This is a genomic window from Bradyrhizobium ganzhouense, assembly GCF_049949285.1.
GTDB classification, from domain to species: domain Bacteria; phylum Pseudomonadota; class Alphaproteobacteria; order Rhizobiales; family Xanthobacteraceae; genus Bradyrhizobium; species Bradyrhizobium ganzhouense.
Map to the genome: position 1 here is coordinate 4,127,071 of NZ_CP181318.1, position 24,761 is coordinate 4,151,831.

General features: G+C 63.8%; 23 protein-coding genes. 16 read left to right on the forward strand and 7 right to left on the reverse strand.

Annotation, left to right across the window (positions count from 1 at the left end; all coding sequences use genetic code 11):
- The first annotated feature begins 12 nt into the window (after positions 1-12).
- The 8 genes from ACLFLU_RS18680 to ACLFLU_RS18715 all read left to right on the forward strand — a co-directional run bounded on the left by ACLFLU_RS18680 (position 13) and on the right by ACLFLU_RS18715 (position 7,214).
- Positions 13-723, forward strand: a complete 711-nt coding sequence (locus ACLFLU_RS18680; protein WP_426413621.1) for a TetR/AcrR family transcriptional regulator — start codon at positions 13-15, stop codon at positions 721-723.
- A gap of 74 nt (positions 724-797) precedes the next feature.
- Positions 798-1,769: an amidohydrolase family protein gene (locus ACLFLU_RS18685; protein ID WP_426413622.1), complete on the forward strand. Its 972-nt coding sequence runs from the start codon at positions 798-800 to the stop codon at positions 1,767-1,769.
- Positions 1,769-2,653 carry an amidohydrolase family protein gene (locus ACLFLU_RS18690; protein ID WP_426413623.1) on the forward strand — a complete coding sequence of 295 codons (885 nt, stop codon included), beginning with the start codon at positions 1,769-1,771 and terminating at the stop codon, positions 2,651-2,653. Before ACLFLU_RS18685 ends, ACLFLU_RS18690 begins: the two co-directional genes overlap by 1 nt.
- The gene (dctA, locus tag ACLFLU_RS18695) at positions 2,650-3,951 is read left to right on the forward strand and encodes a C4-dicarboxylate transporter DctA (protein ID WP_426413624.1); all 1,302 of its coding nucleotides are present in this window, start codon (positions 2,650-2,652) and stop codon (positions 3,949-3,951) included. The genes ACLFLU_RS18690 and dctA overlap by 4 nt, the downstream gene beginning before the upstream one ends.
- Before the next feature lie 66 nt (positions 3,952-4,017).
- Positions 4,018-4,731 carry a PIG-L deacetylase family protein gene (locus tag ACLFLU_RS18700; RefSeq protein ID WP_426413625.1) on the forward strand — a complete coding sequence of 238 codons (714 nt, stop codon included), beginning with the start codon at positions 4,018-4,020 and terminating at the stop codon, positions 4,729-4,731.
- A complete protein-coding gene (locus ACLFLU_RS18705; protein WP_426413626.1) occupies positions 4,728-5,411 on the forward strand; it encodes a 4-carboxy-4-hydroxy-2-oxoadipate aldolase/oxaloacetate decarboxylase in 684 nt (227 codons plus the stop codon). The genes ACLFLU_RS18700 and ACLFLU_RS18705 overlap by 4 nt, the downstream gene beginning before the upstream one ends.
- Positions 5,412-5,430: 19 nt before the next feature.
- Complete coding sequence (locus tag ACLFLU_RS18710) at positions 5,431-6,300, forward strand: ABC transporter substrate-binding protein (protein ID WP_426413627.1); 870 nt, start codon at positions 5,431-5,433, stop codon at positions 6,298-6,300.
- A complete protein-coding gene (locus tag ACLFLU_RS18715; RefSeq protein WP_426413628.1) occupies positions 6,300-7,214 on the forward strand; it encodes a DUF1932 domain-containing protein in 915 nt (304 codons plus the stop codon). The genes ACLFLU_RS18710 and ACLFLU_RS18715 overlap by 1 nt, the downstream gene beginning before the upstream one ends.
- Positions 7,215-7,230: 16 nt before the next feature.
- Here the strand turns inward: ACLFLU_RS18715 and ACLFLU_RS18720 are convergent, their stop codons facing one another.
- The 3 genes from ACLFLU_RS18720 to ACLFLU_RS18730 form a co-directional block, all read right to left on the reverse strand.
- Positions 7,231-7,548, reverse strand: coding sequence for a hypothetical protein (locus ACLFLU_RS18720; protein WP_426413629.1), 318 nt, complete (start codon positions 7,546-7,548; stop codon positions 7,231-7,233).
- Positions 7,549-7,706: 158 nt separating this feature from the next.
- Positions 7,707-8,912 carry an amidohydrolase family protein gene (locus ACLFLU_RS18725; RefSeq protein ID WP_426413630.1) on the reverse strand — a complete coding sequence of 402 codons (1,206 nt, stop codon included), beginning with the start codon at positions 8,910-8,912 and terminating at the stop codon, positions 7,707-7,709.
- Positions 8,913-8,958: 46 nt separating this feature from the next.
- Positions 8,959-10,194, reverse strand: coding sequence for an amidohydrolase family protein (locus ACLFLU_RS18730; protein WP_426413631.1), 1,236 nt, complete (start codon positions 10,192-10,194; stop codon positions 8,959-8,961).
- 227 nt (positions 10,195-10,421) lie between these two features.
- On the opposite strand from ACLFLU_RS18730, the gene ACLFLU_RS18735 reads away from it, so the two are divergent.
- On the forward strand, positions 10,422-11,330 hold the full coding sequence (locus tag ACLFLU_RS18735; RefSeq protein WP_426413632.1) for an amino acid ABC transporter substrate-binding protein: 909 nt from the start codon (positions 10,422-10,424) through the stop codon (positions 11,328-11,330).
- A 10-nt stretch (positions 11,331-11,340) separates the two neighbouring features.
- Here ACLFLU_RS18735 and ACLFLU_RS18740 read toward each other — a convergent pair whose 3' ends face one another.
- Entirely contained in the window at positions 11,341-12,567 is a 1,227-nt protein-coding gene (locus ACLFLU_RS18740; RefSeq protein ID WP_426413633.1) for an MFS transporter, read from the reverse strand.
- A gap of 89 nt (positions 12,568-12,656) precedes the next feature.
- Here ACLFLU_RS18740 and ACLFLU_RS18745 point away from each other — a divergent pair, with 89 nt between their 5' ends.
- From ACLFLU_RS18745 to ACLFLU_RS18760, 4 genes are read left to right on the forward strand one after another with little or no spacing between them, the layout of a single operon-like run.
- Positions 12,657-13,127, forward strand: coding sequence for a MarR family winged helix-turn-helix transcriptional regulator (locus tag ACLFLU_RS18745; RefSeq protein ID WP_426413634.1), 471 nt, complete (start codon positions 12,657-12,659; stop codon positions 13,125-13,127).
- A gap of 2 nt (positions 13,128-13,129) precedes the next feature.
- Complete coding sequence (locus ACLFLU_RS18750; protein ID WP_426413635.1) at positions 13,130-15,181, forward strand: FUSC family protein; 2,052 nt, start codon at positions 13,130-13,132, stop codon at positions 15,179-15,181.
- Positions 15,178-15,384 carry a DUF1656 domain-containing protein gene (locus tag ACLFLU_RS18755; RefSeq protein ID WP_148749382.1) on the forward strand — a complete coding sequence of 69 codons (207 nt, stop codon included), beginning with the start codon at positions 15,178-15,180 and terminating at the stop codon, positions 15,382-15,384. The genes ACLFLU_RS18750 and ACLFLU_RS18755 overlap by 4 nt, the downstream gene beginning before the upstream one ends.
- Entirely contained in the window at positions 15,381-16,247 is an 867-nt protein-coding gene (locus ACLFLU_RS18760; protein ID WP_426413636.1) for an efflux RND transporter periplasmic adaptor subunit, read from the forward strand. The genes ACLFLU_RS18755 and ACLFLU_RS18760 overlap by 4 nt, the downstream gene beginning before the upstream one ends.
- 666 nt (positions 16,248-16,913) lie before the next feature.
- On the opposite strand, the gene ACLFLU_RS18765 is transcribed toward ACLFLU_RS18760, so the two are convergent.
- The 3 genes from ACLFLU_RS18765 to ACLFLU_RS18775 form a co-directional block, all read right to left on the reverse strand.
- Entirely contained in the window at positions 16,914-18,125 is a 1,212-nt protein-coding gene (locus ACLFLU_RS18765) for an acyl-CoA dehydrogenase family protein (RefSeq protein ID WP_426413637.1), read from the reverse strand.
- Between the two features lie 23 nt (positions 18,126-18,148).
- The gene (locus ACLFLU_RS18770; RefSeq protein ID WP_426413638.1) at positions 18,149-19,267 is read right to left on the reverse strand and encodes a glycoside hydrolase family 172 protein; all 1,119 of its coding nucleotides are present in this window, start codon (positions 19,265-19,267) and stop codon (positions 18,149-18,151) included.
- A gap of 92 nt (positions 19,268-19,359) precedes the next feature.
- Complete coding sequence (locus ACLFLU_RS18775; protein ID WP_426413639.1) at positions 19,360-20,985, reverse strand: long-chain fatty acid--CoA ligase; 1,626 nt, start codon at positions 20,983-20,985, stop codon at positions 19,360-19,362.
- A 178-nt stretch (positions 20,986-21,163) separates the two neighbouring features.
- Between ACLFLU_RS18775 and ACLFLU_RS18780 the strand changes: the two genes are divergently transcribed.
- The 3 genes from ACLFLU_RS18780 (at position 21,164) to ACLFLU_RS18790 (ending at position 24,754) form a co-directional block, all read left to right on the forward strand.
- On the forward strand, positions 21,164-22,996 hold the full coding sequence (locus ACLFLU_RS18780; protein WP_426413640.1) for a flavin-containing monooxygenase: 1,833 nt from the start codon (positions 21,164-21,166) through the stop codon (positions 22,994-22,996).
- Positions 22,997-23,001: 5 nt separating this feature from the next.
- Positions 23,002-23,805 carry a shikimate dehydrogenase family protein gene (locus ACLFLU_RS18785; RefSeq protein ID WP_426414025.1) on the forward strand — a complete coding sequence of 268 codons (804 nt, stop codon included), beginning with the start codon at positions 23,002-23,004 and terminating at the stop codon, positions 23,803-23,805.
- A 133-nt stretch (positions 23,806-23,938) separates the two neighbouring features.
- On the forward strand, positions 23,939-24,754 hold the full coding sequence (locus ACLFLU_RS18790) for a lytic murein transglycosylase (RefSeq protein ID WP_426413641.1): 816 nt from the start codon (positions 23,939-23,941) through the stop codon (positions 24,752-24,754).
- The last annotated feature ends 7 nt before the right edge of the window (positions 24,755-24,761 follow it).

The window sequence follows — 24,761 nt, forward strand, 5'->3', positions numbered from 1 at the left end:
AGTACAAATCACATGGTACGCAAGCCCACCAGCAAGGAAACGGCCCGCAAGCCGAACATGCGCGAGGCGATCCTCGCCGCGGCCGAGGAGCTGTTCGCCACCAACGGCTTCAACGCCGTCTCGGTGCGCGACATCGCGCAGGCAGCAGGGGCCAATCCCGGCAGCGTCACCTATCATTTCAAGACCAAGGATGGCCTGCTGCTGGAGATCTACCGGCGCCATTGCGGGCCGATGAATTTGCGCCGCTCGGAGCTGCTCGCCGCCGCCAAGCGCGTGCGCGATCTCCAGGACCGGCTGGAAGCGGTGGTGCGGGCCTATGTGGTGCCGGCCTTCACTTCGGGCAGCGATCTCGCGGGTGGTGGCGCGCGTTTCACCCGGCTGCGCGCCGTGATGTCGGCCGAGGGCAACGAGGTCGCGCGAAGAATCATCGCGCAGACCTTTGATGATACCAGCCACGCCTTCATCGACGCGATCCACGACAGCCTGCCGCACATTCCGCGCACCGACATCGTCTGGCGCAGCCACTTCCTGCTCGGCGCACTCTATTACTCGCTGGTGACGCCGGATCGCGTCTCGCGCCTGTCGCGCGGCGAGGCTGACGGCAGCGATCCCGCCAATGCCATCGAGCAGTTGGTGCAGGCCACTGTTGCGGCGTTCCAGGCGCCGGCCCTGGATCAGGCCGCGCCGGCGCGGCGCCGGACTGTTGCAAGCAGCAAGACTTGAAAGAAATCGCCCGAGGCGAGGCGCGCAACAGCGCTTCCGCTCGCAAGCGGACATGTGATGGGGTGTTTGAGGAAATGAACAGGCGGGAGTGCTTGCATCTCTTGACCGGGCTGGCCGGCGCCGCGCTCTCGAGCGAAGCATGTGCGCAAGGGGCTGAGCCCAAAGCCGAACTCAAGGCGATGCCGACGATCACGCCGCCGGACCCCAATCCGAAGACACCGTCGTTCAAGCTGCCACCGAAATCCTGCGACAGCCACACCCACATCTTTGGGCCGGCGTCCCGTTATCCCTTCTCTTCGAGCCGGCCCTACAACACCGCCGACGCGCCGCTGGAGACGTTCCGCAGCGTGCACGAGAAGATCGGCGTCGAGCGCTGCGTGATCGTCAATGCCACCGTGCACGGCACCGATAATCGCGTCGTCACCGATGCCATCGCGCAGAGCGAGGGGGCCTACAAGGGCATCGCCAATGTCAGTGACGAGATGAGCGAGAAGGAGTTGGCAAAGCTCGACAAAGGCGGCATCTGCGGCTGCCGCTTCGCCTTCCTGAAGCGCCTCGGCGGCGTCGGCGATATGACCAAGTTCCAGCGCATCGTGCACCGCGTCGCCGAGCTCGGCTGGCACATCGACGTCTATTTCGAGCCGGGCACGATCGCCGAATTCGCGCCGATCCTGACCGCGTTGCCGACGCCTTACGTGATCGACCACATGGGCACGGTTCAGGCCGCGAAGGGTCTCGCCGATCCCGGCTTCACCGCGATGCTCGATCTCCAGAAGAGGGATGAGAAGTGCTGGGTCAAGATCACTGGCCTCGAGCGGGCCTCCGCTGCCGGCAAGCCGTTCCACGACGCCGTGCCGTTTGCGAAGGCGCTGATCGACAATTCGCCCGACCGCGTCATCTGGGGCACCGACTGGCCGCATCCCAACGTCAAGGTGATGCCGAATGACGGCGAGATCGTCGATTTGATTCCTCTCTATGCGCCGGACGCGAAGATCCAGCAGAAGCTGCTGGTCGACAATCCCGCCCACCTGTTCAAATTCAGCTGATGAACATCATGTACACGCCGACCATCCCGCCGCCCGATCCGAACACGCGGACGCCGAAGTTCAAGCTGCCAAAGCTGTCCTGCGATGCGCATTGCCACATCTTCGGGCCCGGCGCGAAATATCCGTATTCGCCGGACCGATCCTACACGCCGCCGGATGCGCCGCTTGAGGATTTCAAGGTCTTGCACGCCAAGCTCGGCGTCGAACGCGCAGTCATCGTCAATGCCAGCGTGCACGGCATCGACAACACGGTAGCGCTCGACGCCATCGCGCAGAGCAACGGGGCCTATCGCGCAGTCGCCAATATCGACGACACCATTACCGAGCGCGGGCTTCGCGGGCTGCACGAGGGCGGCTTCCGCGGCTGCCGCTTCAATTTCGTCCGCCATCTCGGCGGCGTCCCCGACAAGCGCGTCTTCAACCGCATCATCGCCATGGTCGCGCCGCTCGGCTGGCACATTGATCTGCACTTCGATGCGATCGATCTGCCTGAATATGCCGACATGCTGACAAAACTGCCGCTGAGCTACACGATCGACCATATGGGGCGGGTGAAAGCCGCCGACGGGCTCGACCAGCTTCCGTTCAAGATCCTGATCGAGCTGATGCAGCGCGACGAGAAGTGCTGGGTCAAGATCTGCGGATCGGAGCGGGTGTCCTCGGCCGGCCCGCCGTTCACCGATGCAGTGCCTTTCGCGCGAAAAATCGTCGAGACTGCGCCCGACCGCATCATCTGGGGAACCGACTGGCCGCATCCCAACGTCAAGGCGATGCCGAATGACGGCGACCTCGTCGATCTGATCCCGCTGTTCGCGCCGGAGCCGGAGTTCCAGCAGAAGATCCTGGTCGACAATCCGGCGCGCCTGTTTGGGTTCGACGAATGACCGCGATGGCGATCGACAAGCCGCGCGGGCGGATCTGGTGGAAGGAGCTCTGGATCCAGGTGCTCATCGCCATGGCGGCCGGCATCGCGCTTGGCATCGCTAGTCCCGAGGCGGGCGCCAAGATGCAGCCGCTCGGCGACGCCTTCATCAAGGCGATCCGGATGCTGATCGCGCCGATCATCTTCTGCACCGTCGTCCATGGCATCGCCCATATGGCCGATATGGCGCGGGTCGGGCGCGTCGCGGTCAAGGCGATCATCTATTTCGAGGTCATGACCACGATCGCGCTGATCATCGGTCTCATCGCAGTGAATGTGCTCAAGCCCGGCGCCGGCATGAACATCGATCCTGCCAGCATCAATGCCAGCGCGGTCGAGCCTTATGTCAAGCAGACCGCCGTGATCGGCTTCGTGCCGTTTCTGATGAACATCGTGCCTGCGACCTTCATCGGCGCCTTTGCCGAGGGCAACATCCTGCAGGTCCTGTTCATCTCGGTGCTGTGCGGCTTTGCGCTGGTACAGCTCGGCGAACGCGCCGCGCCGCTGGTTCATCTGATCGACATTGCCGCAAAGATGGTGTTCGCCGTCGTCGGCTTCGTGATGTGGGCCGCGCCGATCGGCGCGTTCGGCGCGATCGCCTTTACCGTCGGCAAGTTCGGCGTCGGCTCGCTGGCCTCGCTCGGCAAGCTGCTGGGTGGGTTCTATCTCACCTGCATCATCTTCATCATCGTGGCGCTCGGCCCGGTGGCGCGACTCTGCGGCTTCTCGCTGCTGAAGTTGATCCGCTACATCTGGGAAGAGTTGCTGATCTGCATCGCCACGACCTCGTCCGAGACGGTGTTGCCGCGGATGCTGACCAAGCTCGAGAAGGCCGGCTGCGAGCGGAGTGTGGTCGGGCTTGTGATCCCGACCGGTTATTCCTTCAATCTCGACGGCACTTGTCTCTACCTCGCTGCCGCCTCGGTGTTCCTAGCGCAGGCGACCAACACGCCGTTGGGGCTTGCCGCGCAGATCGAGCTGCTGCTGATCCTGCTCGTGACCTCCAAGGGCGCGGCGGGCATCGCCGGTGCCGCCTTCGTCGTGCTGGCGGCAACGCTGTCCGCCACCGGCACCATTCCGGTGACGAGCGTCGCGCTGGTGCTTGGCATCCATCGCCTGATGTCGCAGGGGCTGACGCCGACCAATTTGATCGGGAACGCGGTCGCGACCATCGCGATTGCCAAATGGGAAGGGGCGCTCGATGGCGAGCGCCTGAAGCGCGTACTCGACGGCGAGGAACCCGTGGCCGTTGCAGCCTGATGAAATTGCTGCCGGCCTGACGCTGGCAGCCTATGATGCTGACGAACGAAAGAGGGGAGCTCTCCCATGAAAACAGGTCTCGTAGTCACCGCCCATCCCGGCGATTTCGTCTGGCGCGCCGGAGGTGCCATCGCGCTGCATGCGAAGAAGGGCTATCGGATGAAGATCGTCTGCATGTCCTTTGGCGAGCGCGGCGAGAGCCAGTTCGCCTGGAAGGAAAAAGGCGCGACGCTGGAATCGGTCAAGGCCGGCCGCAAGGACGAGGCGGAACGGGCGGCAAAGCTTCTGGGCGCCGAGATCGAGTTCTTCGATTGCGGCGATTATCCGCTGAAGCTCACCGAGGTGCATTTCGACCGCATGGTGGACATTTACCGCGAGCTCAATCCGAGCTTCGTGCTGACACACGCGCTGGAAGACCCCTACAATTTCGACCATCCCAACGCGGCGCATTTCGCGCAGGAGACACGTGTGGTCGCGCAGGCGATGGGCCACAAGCCCGGCGCGCAGTACAAATATTCGGCGCCCCCGGTGTTCCTGTTCGAGCCGCACCAGCCCGAGCAGTGCAATTATAAGCCGGATCTGCTCCTCAAGATCGACGAGGTCTGGAAGGAGAAGTACGAGGCGTTCCAGATCCTCGCCGCGCAAAAGCATCTCTGGGGCTATTACGAGCGCGTCGCGCTCAATCGAGGCATTCAGGGCAGCCGCAACACCGGTATTCCCATGACCTATGGCGAAGCCTATCAGCGCCTGTTCCCGACGGTTGCGGAGGAGCTGGCATGAAGTCGGTCGTCGTTCGCAACATCAAGCGCGCCGATCCCGCCGGCATGGCGGAATACGGCGTCTCCACCGTGCACGAGGCTTTTGGTCGCATAGGCCTGATGAAGCCTTATCTGCGGCCGGTCTGGGCGGGCGCGTCGATCGCGGGTCCCGCCGTCACCGTGCTGGCGCAGCCCGGCGACAACTGGATGATCCATGTCGCGGTCGAGCAGTGCAAGAAGGGCGATATCCTCGTCGTCGGCTGCACCACCGACAATACCGATGGCATGTTCGGCGAGCTGCTGGCGACCTCGCTACAGGCACGTGGCGTGCAGGGACTGATCATCGATGCCGGCTGCCGCGACGTCAAAGCGCTGCACGAGATGAACTTTCCGGTGTGGTCGCGCGCGGTCTCGGCCAAGGGCACGGTCAAGGCCACGCTGGGCTCGGTTAACGTCCCCGTGGTCTGCGCCGGCGTCAACGTCGATCCCGGCGACATCATCGTCGCGGATGACGACGGCGTCGTGGTGGTGCCGAAGCGCTATGCCGCCGAGGTTACCGAGAAGGCGAAGAAGCGCAACGCCGACGAGGGCGGCAAGCGCAAGCGGCTCGGCTCGGGCGAACTGGGCCTCGACATGTACAGCATGCGCGAGGCGCTCGCGAAGGCGGGTCTGGTCTACGTCGATAATCCCGAGGACGTCTGAAGCGAAGCGGAGCGCACCGATGGATCGTCTCAAGCTGAAGGCCGTGCTCGGCAATCACCCTCACGTCAAGGCGGTGAAGAGTGGCGAGCTCAGCTCCGACCTGTTCGACCTCGACTTCACCGAGTACACGCCGACCAACGCGGCGTTCAAGCCGATGGTGCGGGAGCAGGAGTTTGACGTCTGCGAGATGGCGATCGTCACCTATCTAATGGCGAAGGCGCACGGCAAGCCACTGGTGCTGCTGCCGGCGACCATGATGGGCCGCTTCCAGCACACCCATGCGCTGTACAATCCGGCACAGGGGACGCTCGGGCCGTCCGATCTTGAAGGCAAGCGCGTCGGCATCCGCTCGTTCACGACGACGACGGGAGCCTGGATCAGGGGCATCCTCGCCAACGACTATGGCGTCAATCTCGACAAGATCCGCTGGGTGACGTTCGAGGATCCGCATGTCGCCGAATATGTCGACACCACCGAGCGTGCGCCGAAGGACAAGAAGGTCTTGCAGATGCTGCTCGACGGCGAGGTCGACGCCGTTCTCGGCGAGACCTCCGATAATCCCAAGCTGAAGCCGCTATTCCTCGATCCGGCTGCGGAGGCCGCGAAATGGTATGCGCGCCGCGGCGTGGTGCCGGTCAATCACCTCGTGGTCGTGACCGAGCAGCTTGCAAAATCGCGCCCTGACGTGGTCGCGGGCGTCTATGATCTGCTCAAGCGGAACAAGGAACGGATGGGGCCTGCGGCAACACCCGACTTCGTTCCGTTCGGGATCGAGGCGAACCGAAAACCGTTGGAGTTGATCGTCGACTACGCGTTCCAACAGGCACTGATCCCGCGCCGCTATGCGGTCGAGGAGCTGTTCGACGCGACGACACGAGGACTGAACTGATGGCTGATCCGAAGCGGTGGCAGATCGGGCTGGTTGGTTACGGCGAGGTCGGCAGGATACTGGCCGAAGACCTGCGCCAGCAGGACATCAAGGTCGCTGCGTATGACATCAAGCTTGGCAGCGAGCAGGGGACTGCGCTGACGGCGCATGCGACGAAGTTCGGCGTGAAGCTCGCAGCCTCTCATGCCGAGCTGACTGCAAAATCCGATTTCATCATTTCTGCGGTGACCGCGAGCCAGGCCGTTCCGGTCGCAAAGGCCTGCGCGGCGGCGATCAACCAGGGCACCTGGTTTCTCGACTTCAACTCGGCCTCGCCGGGCGCCAAGCAGCGCGCGGCGGCGCTGATCGACGGCGCCGCAGGGCGTTATGTCGAGGGCGCCGTGATGACCTCAGTGCCGCCTTATCGGATCAAAGTGCCATTGCTGTTGGGCGGTCCTGGGGCGAGGGAGCTAGAGCCGCTGCTGAATTCGATCGGCTTTGCAGCCAAGGTTGCGAGCGACAAGCTCGGTGTGTCCTCGGCCGTGAAGATGTGCCGCAGCATCATGATCAAGGGTCTCGAGGCCATGGTCATCGAAAGCTTCACCACAGCACGCGCCTATGGCGTCGAGGATGCCGTGCTGGCGTCGCTCACCGAAACCTTCCCCGCCATTAATTGGGAAAAGCAGGGCGCTTATTTCTTCCAGCGCGTGATAGAGCACGGCCGCCGCCGCGCCGAAGAGGTGCGCGAGGTCGCCGAAACCGTGCGCGAGGCAGGGCTGACGCCGTGGTCGGCGCAGGGCACGGCCGAGCGTCAGGCCTGGGTGGCCGATCTTGCCGACGAGGGCCTGTTCGGCGCGAAGGGAACGAAGGAATTTGCCCGCAGCGCGGATTGGCGCACCGAGGCGGACCGCATTCTGGCGAAGATCAAGCGCTAGAGCTGAACGCGCCCGCTCAGCTCAGGATCCTGCCGCCGTCGCGATAGCCCGAGATCTCGTCGCGGGCGGCCTCGATCAAGTCGATCAGGCTCGTGGCTTCGCGGACGACGTCCTTGGTGCGCTCGGTCCTGAACTCGGCCAGGATCATGCGAATGCACTTGTCGGCGGTGTCGAGCGTCCACAGCGCGTGGGCCATGTCGTCCTGCGTGTGGATCGCCGAGACGTCCAAGCCCGACAGCACTTCGCCGATGCCGTTCAATCGCTTGACGGCTGTCTCGGCGGGCGTGCTGGCGCGGATGGAATGGTAGTCAATGCTGCGGAATGCGCTGAACATATCCATAACTTCCCCAAAAGAACGCAGATGGTCAGTGCGCGTCTCCCAGTATGATCTGCGCGGCCGGCTTCGCAACGCGTGGAGCTACGGTCCGGGATTCTACCGGACCGGGATTTGGGGGCGAATTCGCGGTGAATCGGGCCGGAAAGGTGCGATGATCAGAGATGTTTCCCGATCATCTTACCGTTGAGCGCGACGAGCATACCTGCCTTGTAGACAGCGCGGCCCTGCGGCGCCGCCACCACGGCCTCGGGCACGTGTTCCGCATTCAGCGTGACGAAATCGGCTTTGGCGCCAACGCGCAGACCGTAGCCTTCGAGCCGCAGCGCCTTGGCACCGGCCTCGGTGACGACATCGAACGCGACGCGTAATTCCTCGTCGATATTGAATCCCGAACGATAGCCGAGCGTCGTCGCCCGGCGCAGCATATCGCCGTCGCCATAGGGCCACCAGGAATCGCGGATGTTGTCGTTGCCGCTGAACACGGTGACGCCGGCGCTGCGCAGGATGAGGATCGGCGGGAAGGCGCGGGCGCCAGGTGCATTCGTCATGATCGCGACGCCGGAGCGGGCGAGGGTATCGGCGACTGTTTTCAGCTGATCTGCGTTGATGTCGCCAAGCCCGTAAGCGTGGCTGATGGCGACATGGCCCTCCATGCCGAGCGCACGCGTGCGCGCTGCGATCTGCTCGATCTCGAAGGCGCCGAGCGTTCCCATGTCGTGCAGGTGAATGTCGACATCGATTCCGTGCTTGTTGGCGACGCCGAACACCACATCGAGATGCTTCTCGACATCGCGATCGAAACTCGCGGGATCGAGCCCGCCGACCAGGTTCGCGCCGAGCCCGATGGCTTCGTCGAGCAATTGCGGTGTGCCCGGGCTCGCCAAAATGCCACTCTGGGGGAAGGCGACGAGCTGGATGTCGATCAGGCCGCGATATTCCTCGCGCACGCGCAAAATCGTTTCCAGCGATTTCAGGCCGACCGAGCCGTCGACCATGACGTGGCTGCGCATTTGCGTGCTGCCATGGGCGATGCAGAGATCGAGCTGGTTGCGCGCCCGCACGTCCATCGGCGCGGCCTCTGCCATGTTCTGGGCCTGGAAGGCCACGCGTTCGTGCACGTTGAAGCCATTGGTGCAGGGCTTGTGCGGACGCCAGGCGTCGCCATAGAAGCTGGTGTCAAGATGGATGTGGCCTTCAACGAAGCCGGGAACGACGAGGGCGTTGCCGAGGTCGATCGTCTCGGCACTGCCGGCCGGCGTGTCAGCCGGCATGAGCGCGGCGATGCGGCCGTCCTTGACCGCGATGTGATGGCGAGCCCCGCCGTCGAAGCGGGCGTTCAGGAATATCTTGTCGAAGGCCATCCGGTTGCTCCGTTGGTCAATTTGCAGTTGCGCGAGCGGTTCGGTCTCACGGCTTCAGCAGCGTCGCTCGCTTCCGCTCAAAGGTCTGCCGCCCGTTCTTGAAACCCATCAGGACATCCGGCAGCTCGGCGACGGCGAAGCGGCTGTCCTGCGTGTCGAGCACGACGAGATCGGCGGGTTTTCCGACTTCGATGCCGTAATCCCCGAGGTTCATCAGCCGTGCGGGCAGTTCTGTGACGAGATCGAGGCAGGTGTCGAAATCGGCGACGGCGGCGTGGGCGACGTTGGCGTAAAAGTTCGCCATCCGTAGCAGGGAGGCATCGCCGAACGGCGTGAAGGGATTGAGCACGTTGTTGGTCGCGACCGAGCAGACGATGCCGTCGCCCGCGAGCTTATGCGCCAGCGTCAGTCCGCGTGGCGCGTTGTGGGTGGCCTCGCGCCCCATCAAATAGAGATCGGTCGCGGGCAGCACGGTGACGGCTACGCCGGCCTTCGCCAATTGTGCGGTGGCCGCCTTCAGCCGCTCCGGCGGCAAGGCCGAGAGTTTTGTGGCATGCCCAATCGCGACGCGACCACTGTAGTTGCGCTGTTCGGTCTGCCGGCAGACTTCGTCGAGATGCGACCAGGAGGGATCGAGATCGAAGTCGAGATGAAGATCGACATCGAGGTCGAATTGCTGTGCGAGGTCGAAGATGCGCGAAAGATGCGCGTTTGGGTCGGTGTCCGTATAGGGGCAGCCGCCGATCGCCTCCGCGCCGTCGCGCAAGGCCTGGACCAGCAGCTCCTCGGCTCCGGGATCGTTGGTCAGGCCCTCCTGCGGGAAGACGCAAAGCGACAGATCAATCGCCCAGGCATAGTCACGCTTGAGCGCCTTGATCGCCTCGAAGCTGCGCAAGCCGATGCGTGCGTCGATCTCGACATGGGTGCGCATCCGTGTCGTGCCGTGAACGATGGCGCGCTCGAGCACTTTTGCGCCGCGCGCATAGACATCGTCGACGTCAAAATCCCGCTTCATCGCCGAGACGGCACGGATGGCATCACTGAGCGTGCCGTGGATGTGCCCGCAACGCTCGAGCAGGCAGGCCTTGTCGAGATGGATGTGGGTGTCGACGAAGCCGGGCAGCGCCAGCCGTCCGCCGAGATCGACCTCGATCGCCTCGCAAGCCAGCCTGGGTTCGATTGCGGCAATACGTCCGCTCTTCACGCCGATATCGACGGTCGCAGGGGTTGATCGCAACTGGGCATTGCGGAAGATCAGGTCGAAGGCGGTCTGAGCGGTCATGGCGGGGAATCTTGCTGGAGAACTTATAGCAGTCGGCGAGGTTGCTTGTGTGCGGCAATGTAGCTGGGGACATGACGAAAATATATCCGTTCCCCCGGCTCCCGGCGCATATCGAAAGCTGCGATAGCTGATAGGTGCAGGCCGGTCTGGCGGCGGGCCTGCGCCTGGGCTATCAACCCCTCGATTGCGCCCGGCATGGAGGCGCAACCCGCTTTCAGGAGCCCCCGATGCGTCTACCCGCCGTTCTCTTGGCCGTCACTTGTCTTGCCGGCGCAGCGTCTGCCGAAGATCTGTCGGGCACGCTTCAGAAGGTCAAGGAGACCAAGAAGATCACGCTGGGCTATCAGGAAGCCTCCGTGCCCTTCAGCTATCTCGATGGCAACCAGAAGCCGGTCGGCTTCGCCATGGATATCTGCCTCAAGATCGTCGACGCCGTGAAAAAGCAGCTCGGCATGCCCGACATTGCTGTCGACTATGTCGCCGTAACGTCGTCGAACCGCATCCCGCTGATGGTCAACGGCACGCTCGACCTGCACTGCTCGGCGACCACCAATAATGCCGACCGCCAGAAGCAGGTCGCCTTCACCAACACGCATTTCCTCAGCGCGACGCGATTTGCGGCCAAGAAGGCCGCCAAGATCAACACCATCGACGATCTCAAGGGCAAGGCCGTGACCGCGGTCGCAGGCTCGGTCAATTTGAACCAGCTCGCCAAGGTCAATACCGAGCGCAATCTCGGCATCAGGATCATGCCCGCCGTGGATCAGGCCGAAGCGTTCCTGTTGCTGGAGACCGACCGCGCGCAGGCCTACGCGCTCGACGACGTTCAGCTCGCGGTCGCCATTGCGCGCTCGAAGGAGCCGGCCCTGTTCATGATCAGCGAAGAAGCGTTTGCGAAGGCTGAGCCCTTCGGGATCATGCTGCGGCGGGAGGACGCGCCGTTCAAGGCGCTGGCCGATCGCGCCACCGCCGAGCTCTATGCAAGCCCGGAGATCGAGGTGCTCTACGGGAAGTGGCTGGAATCCCCGACGCCGCCGAACGGTATCAACTACAATGTTCCGATATCGGCGGCCTTGCGCAATGCCTTCAAGAACCCGAGCTCGAGCGCCGATCCGGATGTGTATCTGGTGAAGTGAGCCGAGGGCGCTAGCGGGCGCGCGGTGTGTCGAGCAGCTGGCCCGCCAGCGCTGCACCGATCGCCGCAATCGCGGCCATGACGAGAGCCCAGGCCACGAACAGGCGATGGCCGATCAGCGCGCCGCTCAGCAGCGGGGCGCTGATATTCGCACCCGACATCAGCGACTGGTTGAGGCCCATGATCATGCCCTGGCGGTTGATCGCGGTCGAGCGGGACAGCTCTGCCGTCAGCGTGCTGCGGGCGAACATGGTGCCGACAATGATCAGCGTCAGATAGAGCGCGAGCAGGCTGATATTGCTGCCGGCCGCGAGCCCCGCAAATCCGAGGCCCATGCAGGCGAATGCCGCCATCACGATGCTGCGGTCGGAGGCAATGAGGTTCGCCCGGGTGATCAGAAGTCCCTGAACCACCATGTTGATGAAGCCGGCATAGGCGAACATCCAGCCGAGCTCGCGTGCGCCGAAGGGATGGCCGTCCCAGGAGAACCGCGCCGACAGGAATAGGCCGATCTGCGACAGGAACATCGAGTTGACGAAGAAGAACACTATCAGCAGGCCGAGCAGACGCCAGGCGTAGCGCATGCCGAACAGGCTGCGTGTCAGCGTCGGCTCGGGCACGCGATGCTGGTAGAGCGGCTCGGACGCCGGATGGTCCGGCGGAAGCAGGGCGATGGTCGCGACAATGCTGATCAGCGAGAGCACGGCTGCCGCCCAGACCGGCGCGGTCTGGCCGTAATGGACGAGGAAGCTCGATAACGCGGGGCCGAGCAGCAGTCCGGTTCCGATCGCGCCGCTGGTCATTCCGAGCGCCTGTTTGCGCGTTGCCGGCGCGCTGTGCTCGGCGGCATAGGCATGCGCGACCGAGATGTTGCCTGATGTCAGGCCATCGATGATGCGCGCCAGAAAAACCAGCGTCAGATTGCCGGCCAGCGCGAGCAGGACGAATCCGATCAAGGTTCCGATCTGGCTGACGACGAGAACCTTCCGTCGTCCGTAGCGGTCGGAGAGAATGCCGACCACGGGACCGGCGATGAGTTGGCAAACCGCATAAACCGAGATCAGCGCGCCGATCAGGAACGGCGTAGCGCCGAGCCGCTGCGAATAGAACGGCAGCAGCGGCAGGATGATGCCCATTCCCGTGGCATCCACCGCCACGACGACGAAGGTCGGGACGAGCATCAACGTGCTGTCGCCCACCATCGCCGCCTGTGCCTCTGTCGTGGAACCGGGGCCCATATTGCTTGTCTCGTTCGCTTTTTCGTGATCAATCGAGCTATGCAGGATATATAGTTGTAGCCTAATAGTTTGTGTCCTATCTAAATTGCATGGCACCCTCGCAAGGCTTTATCTACGGCGAAATCGGCCGGCTCATCACGCGCCTGGCCCGCATCTGGCGGCGCGAGTCGGATCAGGCGCTGTCCGATCATGGCCTGTCCTATGCGACGGCGATCCCGCTGCTGGTGCTGTCGCGGCAGGGCGAGAACGTTCGGCAGGGCGTGCTTGCCGACGAGCTCGGCATCGAAGGGCCGTCGCTGGTGCGGCTGATCGACCTGCTCCAGGCCGAGGGCCTGGTGGAGCGCCGCGAGGACCCGACCGACCGTCGTGCCAAAACGCTCCATCTCACCAAAGCGGGCGAGGCCAAGGTCGAGGAGACCAACCGGATCTTGCGGCGCGTACGGGCGGGTCTGCTGAAGGATATCGCGCCAGAGGAACTTGCGATAACTTTCGAGACGCTCCAGCGTATCGAGCGGCGGGCCAGCCTGCTTGAGGCAAAGGCGTTTCCAGAGGCGAAATAATCATGCGCGCGGAAGAGCCGTTCCTGGTCCGCCATGCGGACCTGATTTTTGCTTTGAAGACGTTCGCCGCGTCGATGCTGGCGCTGGTCATTGCACTCGCGATGGACCTGCCGCGGCCGTATTGGGCGATGGCGACCGTCTACATCACCTCGCAGCCGCTCGCCGGCGCCACCAGCTCAAAGGCCTTCTTCCGTGTGATGGGCACGCTGGCCGGCGCGACCATGACGGTGGCGCTGGTGCCGAACCTGATCAACGCGCCCGAACTGCTGTGCCTCGCCATCGCGCTCTGGGTCGGGCTCTGCCTGTATCTCTCGCTGCTCGACGGCACGCCGCGCAGCTACGTCTTCATGCTGGCCGGATACACGGTCGCGCTGATCGGCTTTCCCGCGGTGTCCGAGCCCGGTGCGATCTTCGACACGGCGGTTGCGCGCTTGGAGGAAATCTCACTTGGCATCATCTGCGCCAGCCTGGTCTCGACGATCGTGTTTCCCCGCAGCGTCGCGCCGGCGGTCGCCGGCCGTGTCGATAGTTGGCTGTCGGATGCGCGCCGTCTCAGCAACGTCGTGCTGCTGCGCGAAGGCACCAACGAAACCCGCCGCGGCAAGCGCCTCAAGCTTGCGACCGACATCGTCGAAATCGATACGCTGTCCACCCATCTCGCCTACGACCAACTGACCGATCGCAATGCGGTGACCGGCCTTGGCGAAATCCGGCTGCGCATGCTGATGCTGCTGCCCGTGATCGCCTCGCTGGAGGATCGGCTGGCTGCGTTAGGGGAGGAGGCTCTGCGCCGGCAGCCCGAGCTGAAGCAGATTCTGGAGGATATCGCGCAATGGATCGTCAGCGACGTCAGCGCACGGCAACCGGCAGAGCGGATTCGCGCCATGATCGCGGAGCGGCAGGCGGTGCTCGATGACAGCGCGTCCTGGGAGCGGATCATCATCACGAGCCTGCTGTCGCGACTGCGCGAGCTCGTCGATCTCTCGCGCGACTGCCGCGCGCTGACCGTAGCGATCGCCGAGAACCGCAACGTCTCGACCCTCGATCTGGCCTTCCATTCCGAAGCCGGCGCCGCGCCCGTACGCCACAGAGATCGCGGCCTCGCGCTGTGGTCGGCGGCCGGTGCGGCCGTGGCGATCCTGATTTGCTGCGCGTTCTGGATCGGCACGGGCTGGTCCGATGGCGCCTCGGCGCCGATGATGGCGGCGGTGGCCTGTTCGTTCTTCGCAGCCCAGGACGAGCCCGCGCGCTTCATCCGCAGCTTTGGCCTGTGGTCGCTGGTCGCCATCGTGGTGGTTGCGATCTATCTGTTCGCGCTGGTGCCTGCGATCTCTCATATCGAGGTCCTGGTTGTCGCGCTGGCGCCGACCTTCCTGCTCTATGGCTTCCTGATCGCGCGGCCTGCCACTGCTGGCACCGGCATGGCGCTCGCGGCAAACACCGCAACGCTGCTCGCGCTGCAATCGACCTACATCGCGGATTTTGTGTCCTACGCCAATTCCGCCGTCGCCTTCTTCGTCGGCGTTCTCATTGCTGAGATCGTGACGCGGATCGCGCGCGGGGTGGGCGCGGAGTGGATCGCCAATCGCCTGGTGCTGTCGAGCTGGATCACAATCGCGGTTGCCGCCGAACGGCGCGGCAAGCGCGACCGTGCGGAGTTCGCCGGCCTCATGCTGCACCGGCTCGGGCTGCTGGTGCAGCGCATCGCTTTCCTGTCGGAGAGCGATCGGCGCGACGCCGACAGCCTTGTCCAGCTCCGCATCGGCATCAACATCATCGATTTGCGCCGTGCGCGCTATGGGCTTGCGGTATCGACCATCGCCGTGATCGACGACATGCTCGACCAGCTCGCCATTGCTTGCCGTAATTACGCGGGCGGCGGAATGCCGAGCCAGCTTCTGACCAGCGTCGACCGGGCGCTGGCCCAGGCGGTGAAAGATCCCAATGATAGCGCGCGCGAAGACGCTCTGATCGGCCTTGTCGGCATCCGCCGCGGCCTGTTCCCGGACGCGCCGGCCTATCGGCCGCGCGGTGATGCGAGTGTGGCGGCATGAGATATGTAATCGACATCTATGGCGTGCTCGTGCCGGCGCTCCTGCTCTGGATCATCGTCGCCTATGTGCTGAGCGCGCTTCTGCGCCGGCTGATGCAGCGCTTCGACCTCTACCGGCTGGTCTGGCACCGCGCACTGTTCGATTTCGCGATTTTCGTCTGCCTTCTCGGCGGCGTCGTCTATCTCTCGGAGTATCTCTCATGAAAGGAAATGTTGCCTGGCTCGGCCGGCTTGCGCTGACCGTCCTCGCTGTCGTTGCCGCGCTCGGCGTCGGTCGCGAGCTTTGGGTCTATTACATGGAGTCCCCCTGGACCCGTGACGGCCGTGTGCGCGCCGACGTGGTGCAGGTCGCGCCTGACGTTTCCGGCTTTGTCACCGACGTCCTGGTCAAGGACAATCAGAAAGTCCATCGCGGCGACGTGTTGTTCAAGATCGACCGCGAGCGTTTTGCGCTGGCGTTGCGGCAGGCCGACGCGTCGGTGGCGGGTCATCAGGCCACGCTGGATCAGGCCAATGCCGATCTGAAGCGCTACAGCACGCTGACAACCGATGCCGTCTCGCAACAGAAGCAGGAACAGGTGCTCGCGACCCAGCTTCAGGCCAAGGCAGCCTTCGATGCGGCGGTTGCCGACCGCGCGGTGGCCCAGCTCAATCTCGATCGCAGCGAGGTCCGGGCTTCCGTGAACGGCGTAATCACCAACATGGATCTGCGGCCCGGCGCGTACGTCACCGCCGGGAAGGGCGTGATGGCGCTGGTCGACAGCGACACGCTGCATGTGGAGGGTTATTTCGAGGAGACGAAACTCGCGCGCATCCGTACCGGCGACAAGGTGCAGGTCCGCTTGATGGGCGAGAAGGTCACGCTGACCGGCCATGTCGAGAGCATCGCCGCCGGCATCGAGGACCGCGACCGCGCCGAGGGCGCGAGCCTGCTCGCCAACGTCAACCCGACCTTCAGCTGGGTGCGGCTCGCCCAGCGCGTGCCCGTGCGCATCGCGCTTGATCCGGTGCCCGATGGGATGTCGCTGGTTGCAGGGCGGTCGGCGACGGTGGAGGTGTTGGATTAACGCGAGCGCCGATGGAGCCGCGTTTGGGCTGGGGAAAAGCCGGTAGCAAGCGTGTCAAAGCCAAATGGCGGAGCTAATCCTGACTCGCGTGTGTGAGTCGGGGAGCTGCATTGGGCATTTGGTTTTTAGTCCTCGCGGCCTGCGTGGTTGGCGCGTTGCTCCTTTTGGCATTCTGTCGATAGGACCGACAGCGGACACACTTGTTGCTGCGAAGCATCAGCGAGCCGCTGAAATAGCGGTTCCAGTCGGATGGTTTTTGACTGTGCAAGCATGAGCCCGTTCACTCCCGGTGTTGGAGGCGGACGTGAGTTGGTTGCTTGTATTTCTCATCGCCGCGAGCGCAATGGTGTTGATCGCTCATGCGATTGACGCGATGCGTTCCTGATACTCTTTGAGACTCGTTTTCGTCGGTAGTCAGGTAAGCCGCGAAAATGTTCCGCGGCGGCGAGCCGTCAATTTGGGGAACTTGGCTCTGCAAGTCGAGGTTGTCGCTGCAGGAGGAGCACGATCATGCTTATGTTTTACCTGCCGATGATAATCTTCAGCGCGATGCTCGAAGCCACGAAGCAGAAGAATGAGCCGGTTTCCATCGATGAGCCGCCAAGCTCCGACTAGACCCGATCCCAATCCGTTAGCTTCGATACCTCCTGACGGGCCAGCGCCTCCTCAGGCATTTGAATATTTTCTCAGCTCGAACCGCGCGATCTGGTTCCTGTGCACTTCGTCCGGTCCGTCGGCGAGGCGCAGCAGGCGCGCGGTGGCGTAGGCCTGGGTCAAGCCAAAGTCGTTCGAGGTGCCGCCGCCGCCATGGGCCTGGATGGCCCAGTCGATGACCTGACAGGCCATGTTGGGAACGGCGACCTTGATCATCGCGATCTCGGCTTTCGCGACCTTGTTGCCGACAGTGTCCATGGCGTAGGCGGCGTTGAGCGTCAGCAAGCGGGCCTGCTCGATCATGATGCGGGCCTCGGCAATGCGCTCCTGCGTCACGGTCTGCTCGGACACCGGCTTGCCGAAGGCGACGCGGCTGCGGACGCGTCGGCACATCTTTTCCAGCGTGCGTTCGGCAAGTCCGATCAGCCGCATGCAATGATGGATGCGACCGGGGCCGAGGCGGCCTTGCGCGATCTCAAAACCGCGGCCTTCGCCGAGCAGCATGTTCTCCTTCGGCACGCGCACGTTGGTGAAGATCACCTCCGAGGCGCGGTCGGGGACACCATAGAAGCCGAACACGGGCAGGGGCCGTTTCACCTCGATGCCCGCCGTGTCCATCGGCACCAGGATCATGGATTGCTGCTTATGGCGATCCGGATTGTCGGGGTCGGTCTTGCCCATGAAGATGCAGATCTTGCAGCGCGGATCGGTCGCGTTGGTCGTGTACCATTTGCGCCCGTTGATGACGTAATGGTCGCCGTCACGCACGATCGAGCTCTCGATGTTGGTCGCGTCGGATGAGGCGACCGCAGGCTCGGTCATGGCGAAGCAGGAGCGGATTTCGCCGGCGAGCAGCGGCTTCAGCCAGCGCTCCTTGTCTTCTTTCGAGCCGTAGCGCTCCAGCACCTCCATGTTGCCGGTGTCGGGCGCCGAGCAGTTGAACACTTCCGGCGCTAAGTGCGAGCGTCCCATCACCTCACAGAGCGGAGCGTATTCGAGATTGGTGAGGCCCGCGCCATGGCGCGACTCCGGCAGGAACAGGTTCCACAGGCCCTCGGCGCGTGCCAGCGGCTTCAGTTCCTCGACGACGGGATAGACCTTCCACGGCCCAAGCTCTTCCGCCTCGCGATAAAATCGCTCCTCGTTCGGATAGATGTGCCGGTCCATGAAACTCTCGAGCTTGCGCTTGAGCTCGACGACTTTTGGCGACATCGGATAGAGCATGCTGGACCTCCTCAGGCGTCGGGCTAGTCGATCTCGAGATATTCCGGGTCGGCCAGTTCGCGGAACGGCGCGGCCGGCAGCGTCTGGTACCAGAACGCCACGGAAGCGATGTCGTCCTGCAGCGGGAGATATTTTGCCTCCTTGAGGCCCGTTCGCCAGCCCAGCGCCTGGATGGTGACGCGAAGATCGCTCTGGAAGCGGATGGGGTCGGGAATGTGCCAGCGATACATGCCGAAGCGCTGCTGCGATTTGTAGACGCCGTCGGGACGGATCACCTGCGGCAGGCCGGCATAGGGCGTCGTGAACTCCTGGTAGCGCGATTGCTGTACGGAGCCGCGGCCGGAATGCGCCACATAGGGATCGAAATTGTACGCGCCACAGAAATAATCCTCGGTGCCGGTGCCGCAGATGGTTGGGAATTCGCCGTCGCCGTCGATGAAGAACTTGATCTCGCCTTCGCCCCACCAGCCGTTGTTGTTGACGCCCCAGGCCATGTAGGTGCCGATATATTGGCCGTGCCCGCTCACGCCATCGAGGATGGTGTAGACGTCCTTGTAGGGCAGTGGGTTGGTGCGGCGGAATTGCGCATGGAAATAGGCGCAGTCCTCGGGCACCTCGGTCAAGGTGTAGTTGATCTGGTAATAGACGGTGAGGGCCTCCTCGCTGCGGTTCTCCATCGTGAAGCGGGCGCGCTTGCGGAACGGCATCTCCCAATAGCAGTTGAAGGCACGCCCGGGATTGACGCAGACCGCGAGCGACGACACCTGCGCGAACTCTTCCCATCCGCAGGCAAAGAAATCGCCGGCCGGGCATTCCACGCTCGGATGCTCCTGGTCGTCCCAGTAGACGCGCAGGATCGAATGGCGAAGCCTTCCGCGCGCCAGCGTCATCCATATCTGCTGGATCGCGCCCTGGCCCTCGATGTCGGCGAGCGTGAACGTTGCGCCGGGCTCGATCACGACAAAGGGCGAAACCTTCCAGCCTTGCCCAAGGTCGCGGGCCTGGGGCGCCGCAGGTCCGTCGACGGACATGCCGCCCTTGCCCTTCTCGCCGGTGAAATTCTCAGGGCTGATCGAACGCGTCTGCGCATTCGACAGGCGGGACAGATTGCCGAGATGCAGGCCCAGTCCGGAAAACGCCATGATGTCCTCGATCAGGGGTTAGCGATATCAGGATATATCGCCCCCGAATCTACCAAAAGATGAAGATGACCGCGCAATGAGAGAGGGCGAGATTACCCGACGCGATAGTCCCTGAATTTCTCGCGCAGCGCCGATTTGAGCACCTTGCCGGTGCCGGTCATCGGGAATTCGTCGAGGAATTCGACCGCGTCCGGCATCCACCAGCTCGCGATCCTGGGGCGCATATGGTCGAGCAGGGTCTTGCCGTCGACGGTCGCGCCCTTCTTGCGGACCACGAGAAGGAGGGGCCGCTCCTGCCATTTCTCGTGAGCGATCGCGACCACGGCGGCCTGCAGCACGTCGGGATGGGACAGGGCGATGTCCTCGAGCTGGATCGAGGAGATCCATTCGCCGCCCGACTTGATTACGTCCTTGGAGCGGTCGGTGAGCGTGACGTGGCCCTCGGCGTCGATCACGGCCATGTCGCCGGTGATCAGCCAGCCGTCGCGGTCGAGGCCTTCTTCTAATTTCATGTAGCCGGAGGCGACCCAAGGACCGCGGGCGCGCAGATGGCCGACGCTCTTGCCGTCGCGCGGCAGCTCGTTGCCGGCGTCGTCGACGATGCGCAAGGCTGTACCGAAGCAGGCGCGACCTGAGACCTGGCGCCGGTCGAATTTTTCAGTGTCGCTGAGATGCTCCGAGCCCGGCCGCAGGCCTGGCATCGAGCAACCCAGCGCTTCCGTCATGCCCCAGGCCTGGATGTAGTCGACGTTGTAGTCACGCTTGAGCTTTTCGACCATCGCGCGCGGCGGCGCCGAGCCCGACGACAGCGTTGCGCGCAGCGTCGAGAATCTGTTTCCGGTGCGGCCGAGCCAGTCGAGCAGGATCAGCCAGAAGCTCGGCACGCCCGCCGAGAGCGTCACCTTCTCGCCCTCCAGCAACTCATAGAGCTTGTCGGGCTCGTAATTGCGGCCGGGCAGCACCAGCTTGGAGCCGGTATAGGGCGCGGTGAACGGCATGTTCCAGCCGTTGCCGTGGAACAGCGGCGCCATCGGCATCATCACCTCGCGCACGCCTTCGACATGCCCGGTCAGGAAATCGAAGCCGCAACATGTCATGGTCTGGAGGATCGCGGCGCGGTGCGAATAGATCACGCCCTTGGGATTGCCCGTCGTGCCCGAGGTGTAGCAGATGGTAGATGCGGATTTCTCGTCGAACAACGGCCAGGCGAAACCAGCGTCGCTCTCCTTGTCCAGGAGCTCCTCGTAGCAATGCACGTTCGCAAGCGTCGTCTCCGGCATGCGTTCGCGCGACGACATGATCACGTAGGCTTCGATCGTCTTCAGCTGCGGTGCGATCGCCTCGACGATCGGCAGCGTGGCGCGGTCGACGAAAAGCAGCCGGTCTTCGGCGTGGTTGATGATGTAGACGAGCTGTTCTGGAAACAATCGCGGATTGACGGTGTGCAGCACATAGCCCATGCCGGGCGCCGCGTAGAACATCTCGAAATGGCGATGCGTATTCCAGGCCAGCGTGCCGACGCGGTCGCCTTGCTTCATGCCGAGCCGCTTGAGCGCCAACGCCATGCGCTTGATGCGCGGATGAGCCTCCGCGTAGGTGGTGCGATGGATGTCGCCTTCGATTTCGCGCGCGACGATCTCCGCTTCGCCGTGATAGTCGGCAGCATACTGGATCAGGCCGCTGATCAGCAGCGGCATGTCCATCATCAATCCCTGCATCGTTCCCTCCAGGCCGCCACGTCGTTGCATGGCGTAAGCTTGTGATTTGCGCGGAAGGTTAGCGGAACGTCACGCGGCGTTCACGCAAAAAGCGATGGACGTGATTGCATGCGCCACTTTTTCAGGGCTAACTGGCGCGCGCAGCAGGCCGAAGCTGCAGCCGCCGTGGAGGAGATCGATGTCAGCGGAAAGACACAAGACCGGCGCAGCCGGCGCACCTAGCATCGATATTCAGGCCTTGCGTGCGCGCTATCGTGATGAGCGCGACTTGCGTCTGCGCTCCGAAGGCAAGGCGCAGTATGTCGAGGCTACCGGCAGCTTTGCTCACTATCTCGACGATCCCTGGGCCACTCCTGGATTTGCACGCGCGGCGATTGCCGAAGAGACAGAGGCGCTGATCGTCGGCGGCGGCTTCGGCGGCCTGCTGTGCGGCGCGCGCCTGCGCGCGGCCGGCATCTCCGATTTCCGCATCGTGGAAAAGGCGGCGGATTTCGGCGGCACCTGGTACTGGAATCGCTATCCCGGCGCGGCCTGCGACACCGAGAGCTACATCTATCTGCCGCTGCTGGAAGAGACCGGCTACATGCCGGTGCGCAAATATGCGCGCGCGCCGGAGATCTACGAACACTCGCGCCGCATCGGCCGCCATTTTGGTCTCTATGAGCGTGCACTGTTTCAGACCGTCATCTCGCGAATGACGTGGCAGGAGCAAGAGGGACGCTGGCTGGTCGAGACCGATCGCGGCGATCGCATCCGCGCGCGCTTCGTGATTTTGGCTGGAGGGCCGTTGAGCCGGCCGAAGCTGCCGGGCATTCCCGGCATCGAGACCTTTAAGGGCCACAGCTTCCACACCAGCCGCTGGGATTACGCTTACACCGGCGGCAGCGCCGAGGGAGGTCTCGCCGGTCTTGGCGACAAGCGCGTCGGCATCATCGGCACCGGCGCCACCGCCGTGCAATGCGTGCCGCATCTCGGCCGGTCGGCGAAGGAGCTCTACGTGTTCCAGCGCACGCCGTCGGCGATCGGCGTGCGCGACGACAAGCCTACGGATCATGCCTGGGCGGAAAGCCTGAAGCCCGGCTGGCAGCGCGAGCGGATGGACAATTTCACTGCCGTGATTTCTGGTGAGCCGTTCGAGCAGGATCTGGTGCAGGACGGCTGGACCGGCCTGCTCGGCGAGATCTTGCTGGCGCCGCGCCGCCAGCCGCAACCGGTGACCTCGATGGAGGAGGCGCTGAAGGTGATCGAGCAGGCCGACTATCGCAAGATGGAGGAGATCCGGGCCCGCGTCGACGCTGTGGTCAAGGACGACGCGACCGCAGCGGCGCTAAAACCCTGGTATAAGGCATTCTGCAAGCGGCCGTGCTTTCACGACGAATATCTCGACACGTTCAATCGCCCCAATGTGCATCTCGTCGACACCGGAGGCAGGGGCGTCGAGCGCATTACCGAAAATGCGGTCGTCGTCGACGGCAAGGCTTATGAAATTGACTGCCTGATCTACGCCAGCGGTTTCGAGGTCGGCACCGACTATGCACGCCGCATGGGGTTTCAAGTCTATGGCCGCGACGGCGTCAGCCTGTCCGAGCGCTGGCGCAACGGCGTCAAGACGATGCACGGCTTCTACAGCCGCGGCTTTCCGAACTGCTTCCTGATCGTGACGGTGCAGGCCGGCCAGAGCGCCAATTTTCCGCACATCATCGACGAGCAATCGCAGCACATCGCCTATGTCATCGATCAGGCGCGCAAGCGCGGTGCAAGGACATTGGAGCCGACGCTGGCGGCCGAGAACGCCTGGGTCGACGAGGTCGTCAAGGCCGCGGTCGGCCGCCAGACCTACCTCGCCGAATGCACGCCCGGCTACTACAACAATGAAGGCGTGTTCGATCCGACCGCGGCGCGCAACAGCCAGTATTGGCGCGGGCCGATGGCGTTCCTGCGGCTTCTTGCCAAATGGCGGAAGGAGGGCAATCTGGATGGACTGGAATTGACCTCCGAGGTGTCGGCTTGAGCGGCATGATCCCGGCGCCATCAGGCGCGACGCGGCTCTACGTCATCGTCGGCGATCCCATCGCCCAGGTTCGTTCGCCCGCGGGAGTCTCAGCCGAGTTCGCAGCGCGCGGCCATGACGGCATTCTGGTTCCGGTTCAGGTTGCGACCGCTGATCTGCCGGATTTTCTCGCAGTGGCGAGCCGGTTGAAGAACCTCGACGGCATCGTCGTGACGATCCCGCACAAATTTGCCTGCTACCAGGCCTGCGCCAGCGCGACGGAACGCGCGCACTTCCTCCGCACCGTGAACCTGATGCGCCGCCGCGCTGATGGTTCGTGGCACGGCGACATGGTGGACGGACTCGGCTTCCTCGGCGCCGCACGGGCGAAGGGGATCGATCCCCGCGGCATGCGGGCGCTGCTGGTCGGTGCCGGCGGGGCAGGCTCGGCGATTGCGCTTGCTCTGGTCGAAGCCGGCGTCAGCGAGCTCGCGGTTCACGACAGCTCGGCCGAGCGCAGGGATACGCTCATCCATCAGCTCAACAGGCTTGGCAAAGGACGCGCGCGGGCTGGAACTGCCGATCCCTCGGGCTTCGACTTCGTCGCCAATGCCACGCCCGCCGGGATGAAGGACGGCGACCCGCTGCCGGTCGACGTCACGCGGCTGACGCCGTCGGCCTATTGCGGCTGCGTTATCACCAAGCCCGAGATATCGCCCTTCATCGCCGAAGCCCGCAAGCTCGGCTGTGTCACCGCGACTGGCGCCGACATGTACCAGCGGCACCAGAGCATCATGGTGGATTTCCTGCTCGGGATCGATGGCGATTGATAAGCCTTTGATTCATGTCAAGCGCAATGCTTGCATTGATTGCATCGGTCGGGGGCTTGAGCACGCGCGGCTGACGTAGGATCATGCCCGCGTGCGAGCCGGTCGCGCAAAATCGAGGAAAGGGAACGCAGGAATGACCAAGGGCAGGACCGTTGCGACGGCCATGATCGGCGCGGCTGCGCTGCTGCTGTCCCTAATGCCCGTCGCCCATGCCGCGCAATGCGGCAACGGACCCGGCGGCTTCGAGGCCTGGAAGCGCGAGTTTAGTGCGGAGGCGCAGGGTAAGGGCATCGGCCAGACCGCGATCTCGGCGCTGATGCAGACCAATTATGCCAGCGCGACCATTGGCGCCGATCGCAGCCAGCACAGCTTTTCACTGTCGCTCGATCAGTTCCTGGCCAAGCGCGGCGCCACCACTATCGTGGCGCGCGGCCGGTCGCTGAAGCAGTCGCAGGCCGCAATGTTCGCCTCGATCGAGCAGCGCTACGGCGTGCCGGCCGGGCCGTTGATCGCGATCTGGGGCATGGAGACCGGTTTCGGCAGCCAGCGCGGCAACCAGAACATGCTCTCGTCGATCGCGACGCTCGCCTATGACTGCCGCCGTCCTGAATTCTTCACCGAGCAGCTCTATGCGGCGTTGAAGTTGGTCGATCGCGGTACGCTGTCGGGGTCCACCCGCGGCTCCATGCATGGCGAGGTCGGCCAGACCCAGTTCATGCCCAAGAACATCCTGGCCTACGGCACCGGTAATCTCGATGTCGCCGCCAACGCGCTCAGCTCGACGGCGAATTTCCTGAAAGCCAATGGCTGGCGTGCGGGAGCCGGTTACCAGCCGGGCGAACCGAATTTCGCCGCCATCCAGGCGTGGAATGCGGCCGGCGTCTACCAGAAGGCCATCGCGCTGATGGGTCGGCAGATCGACGGGGGTGGCGGGGCGGCGGCGCGCTGAGGTACTC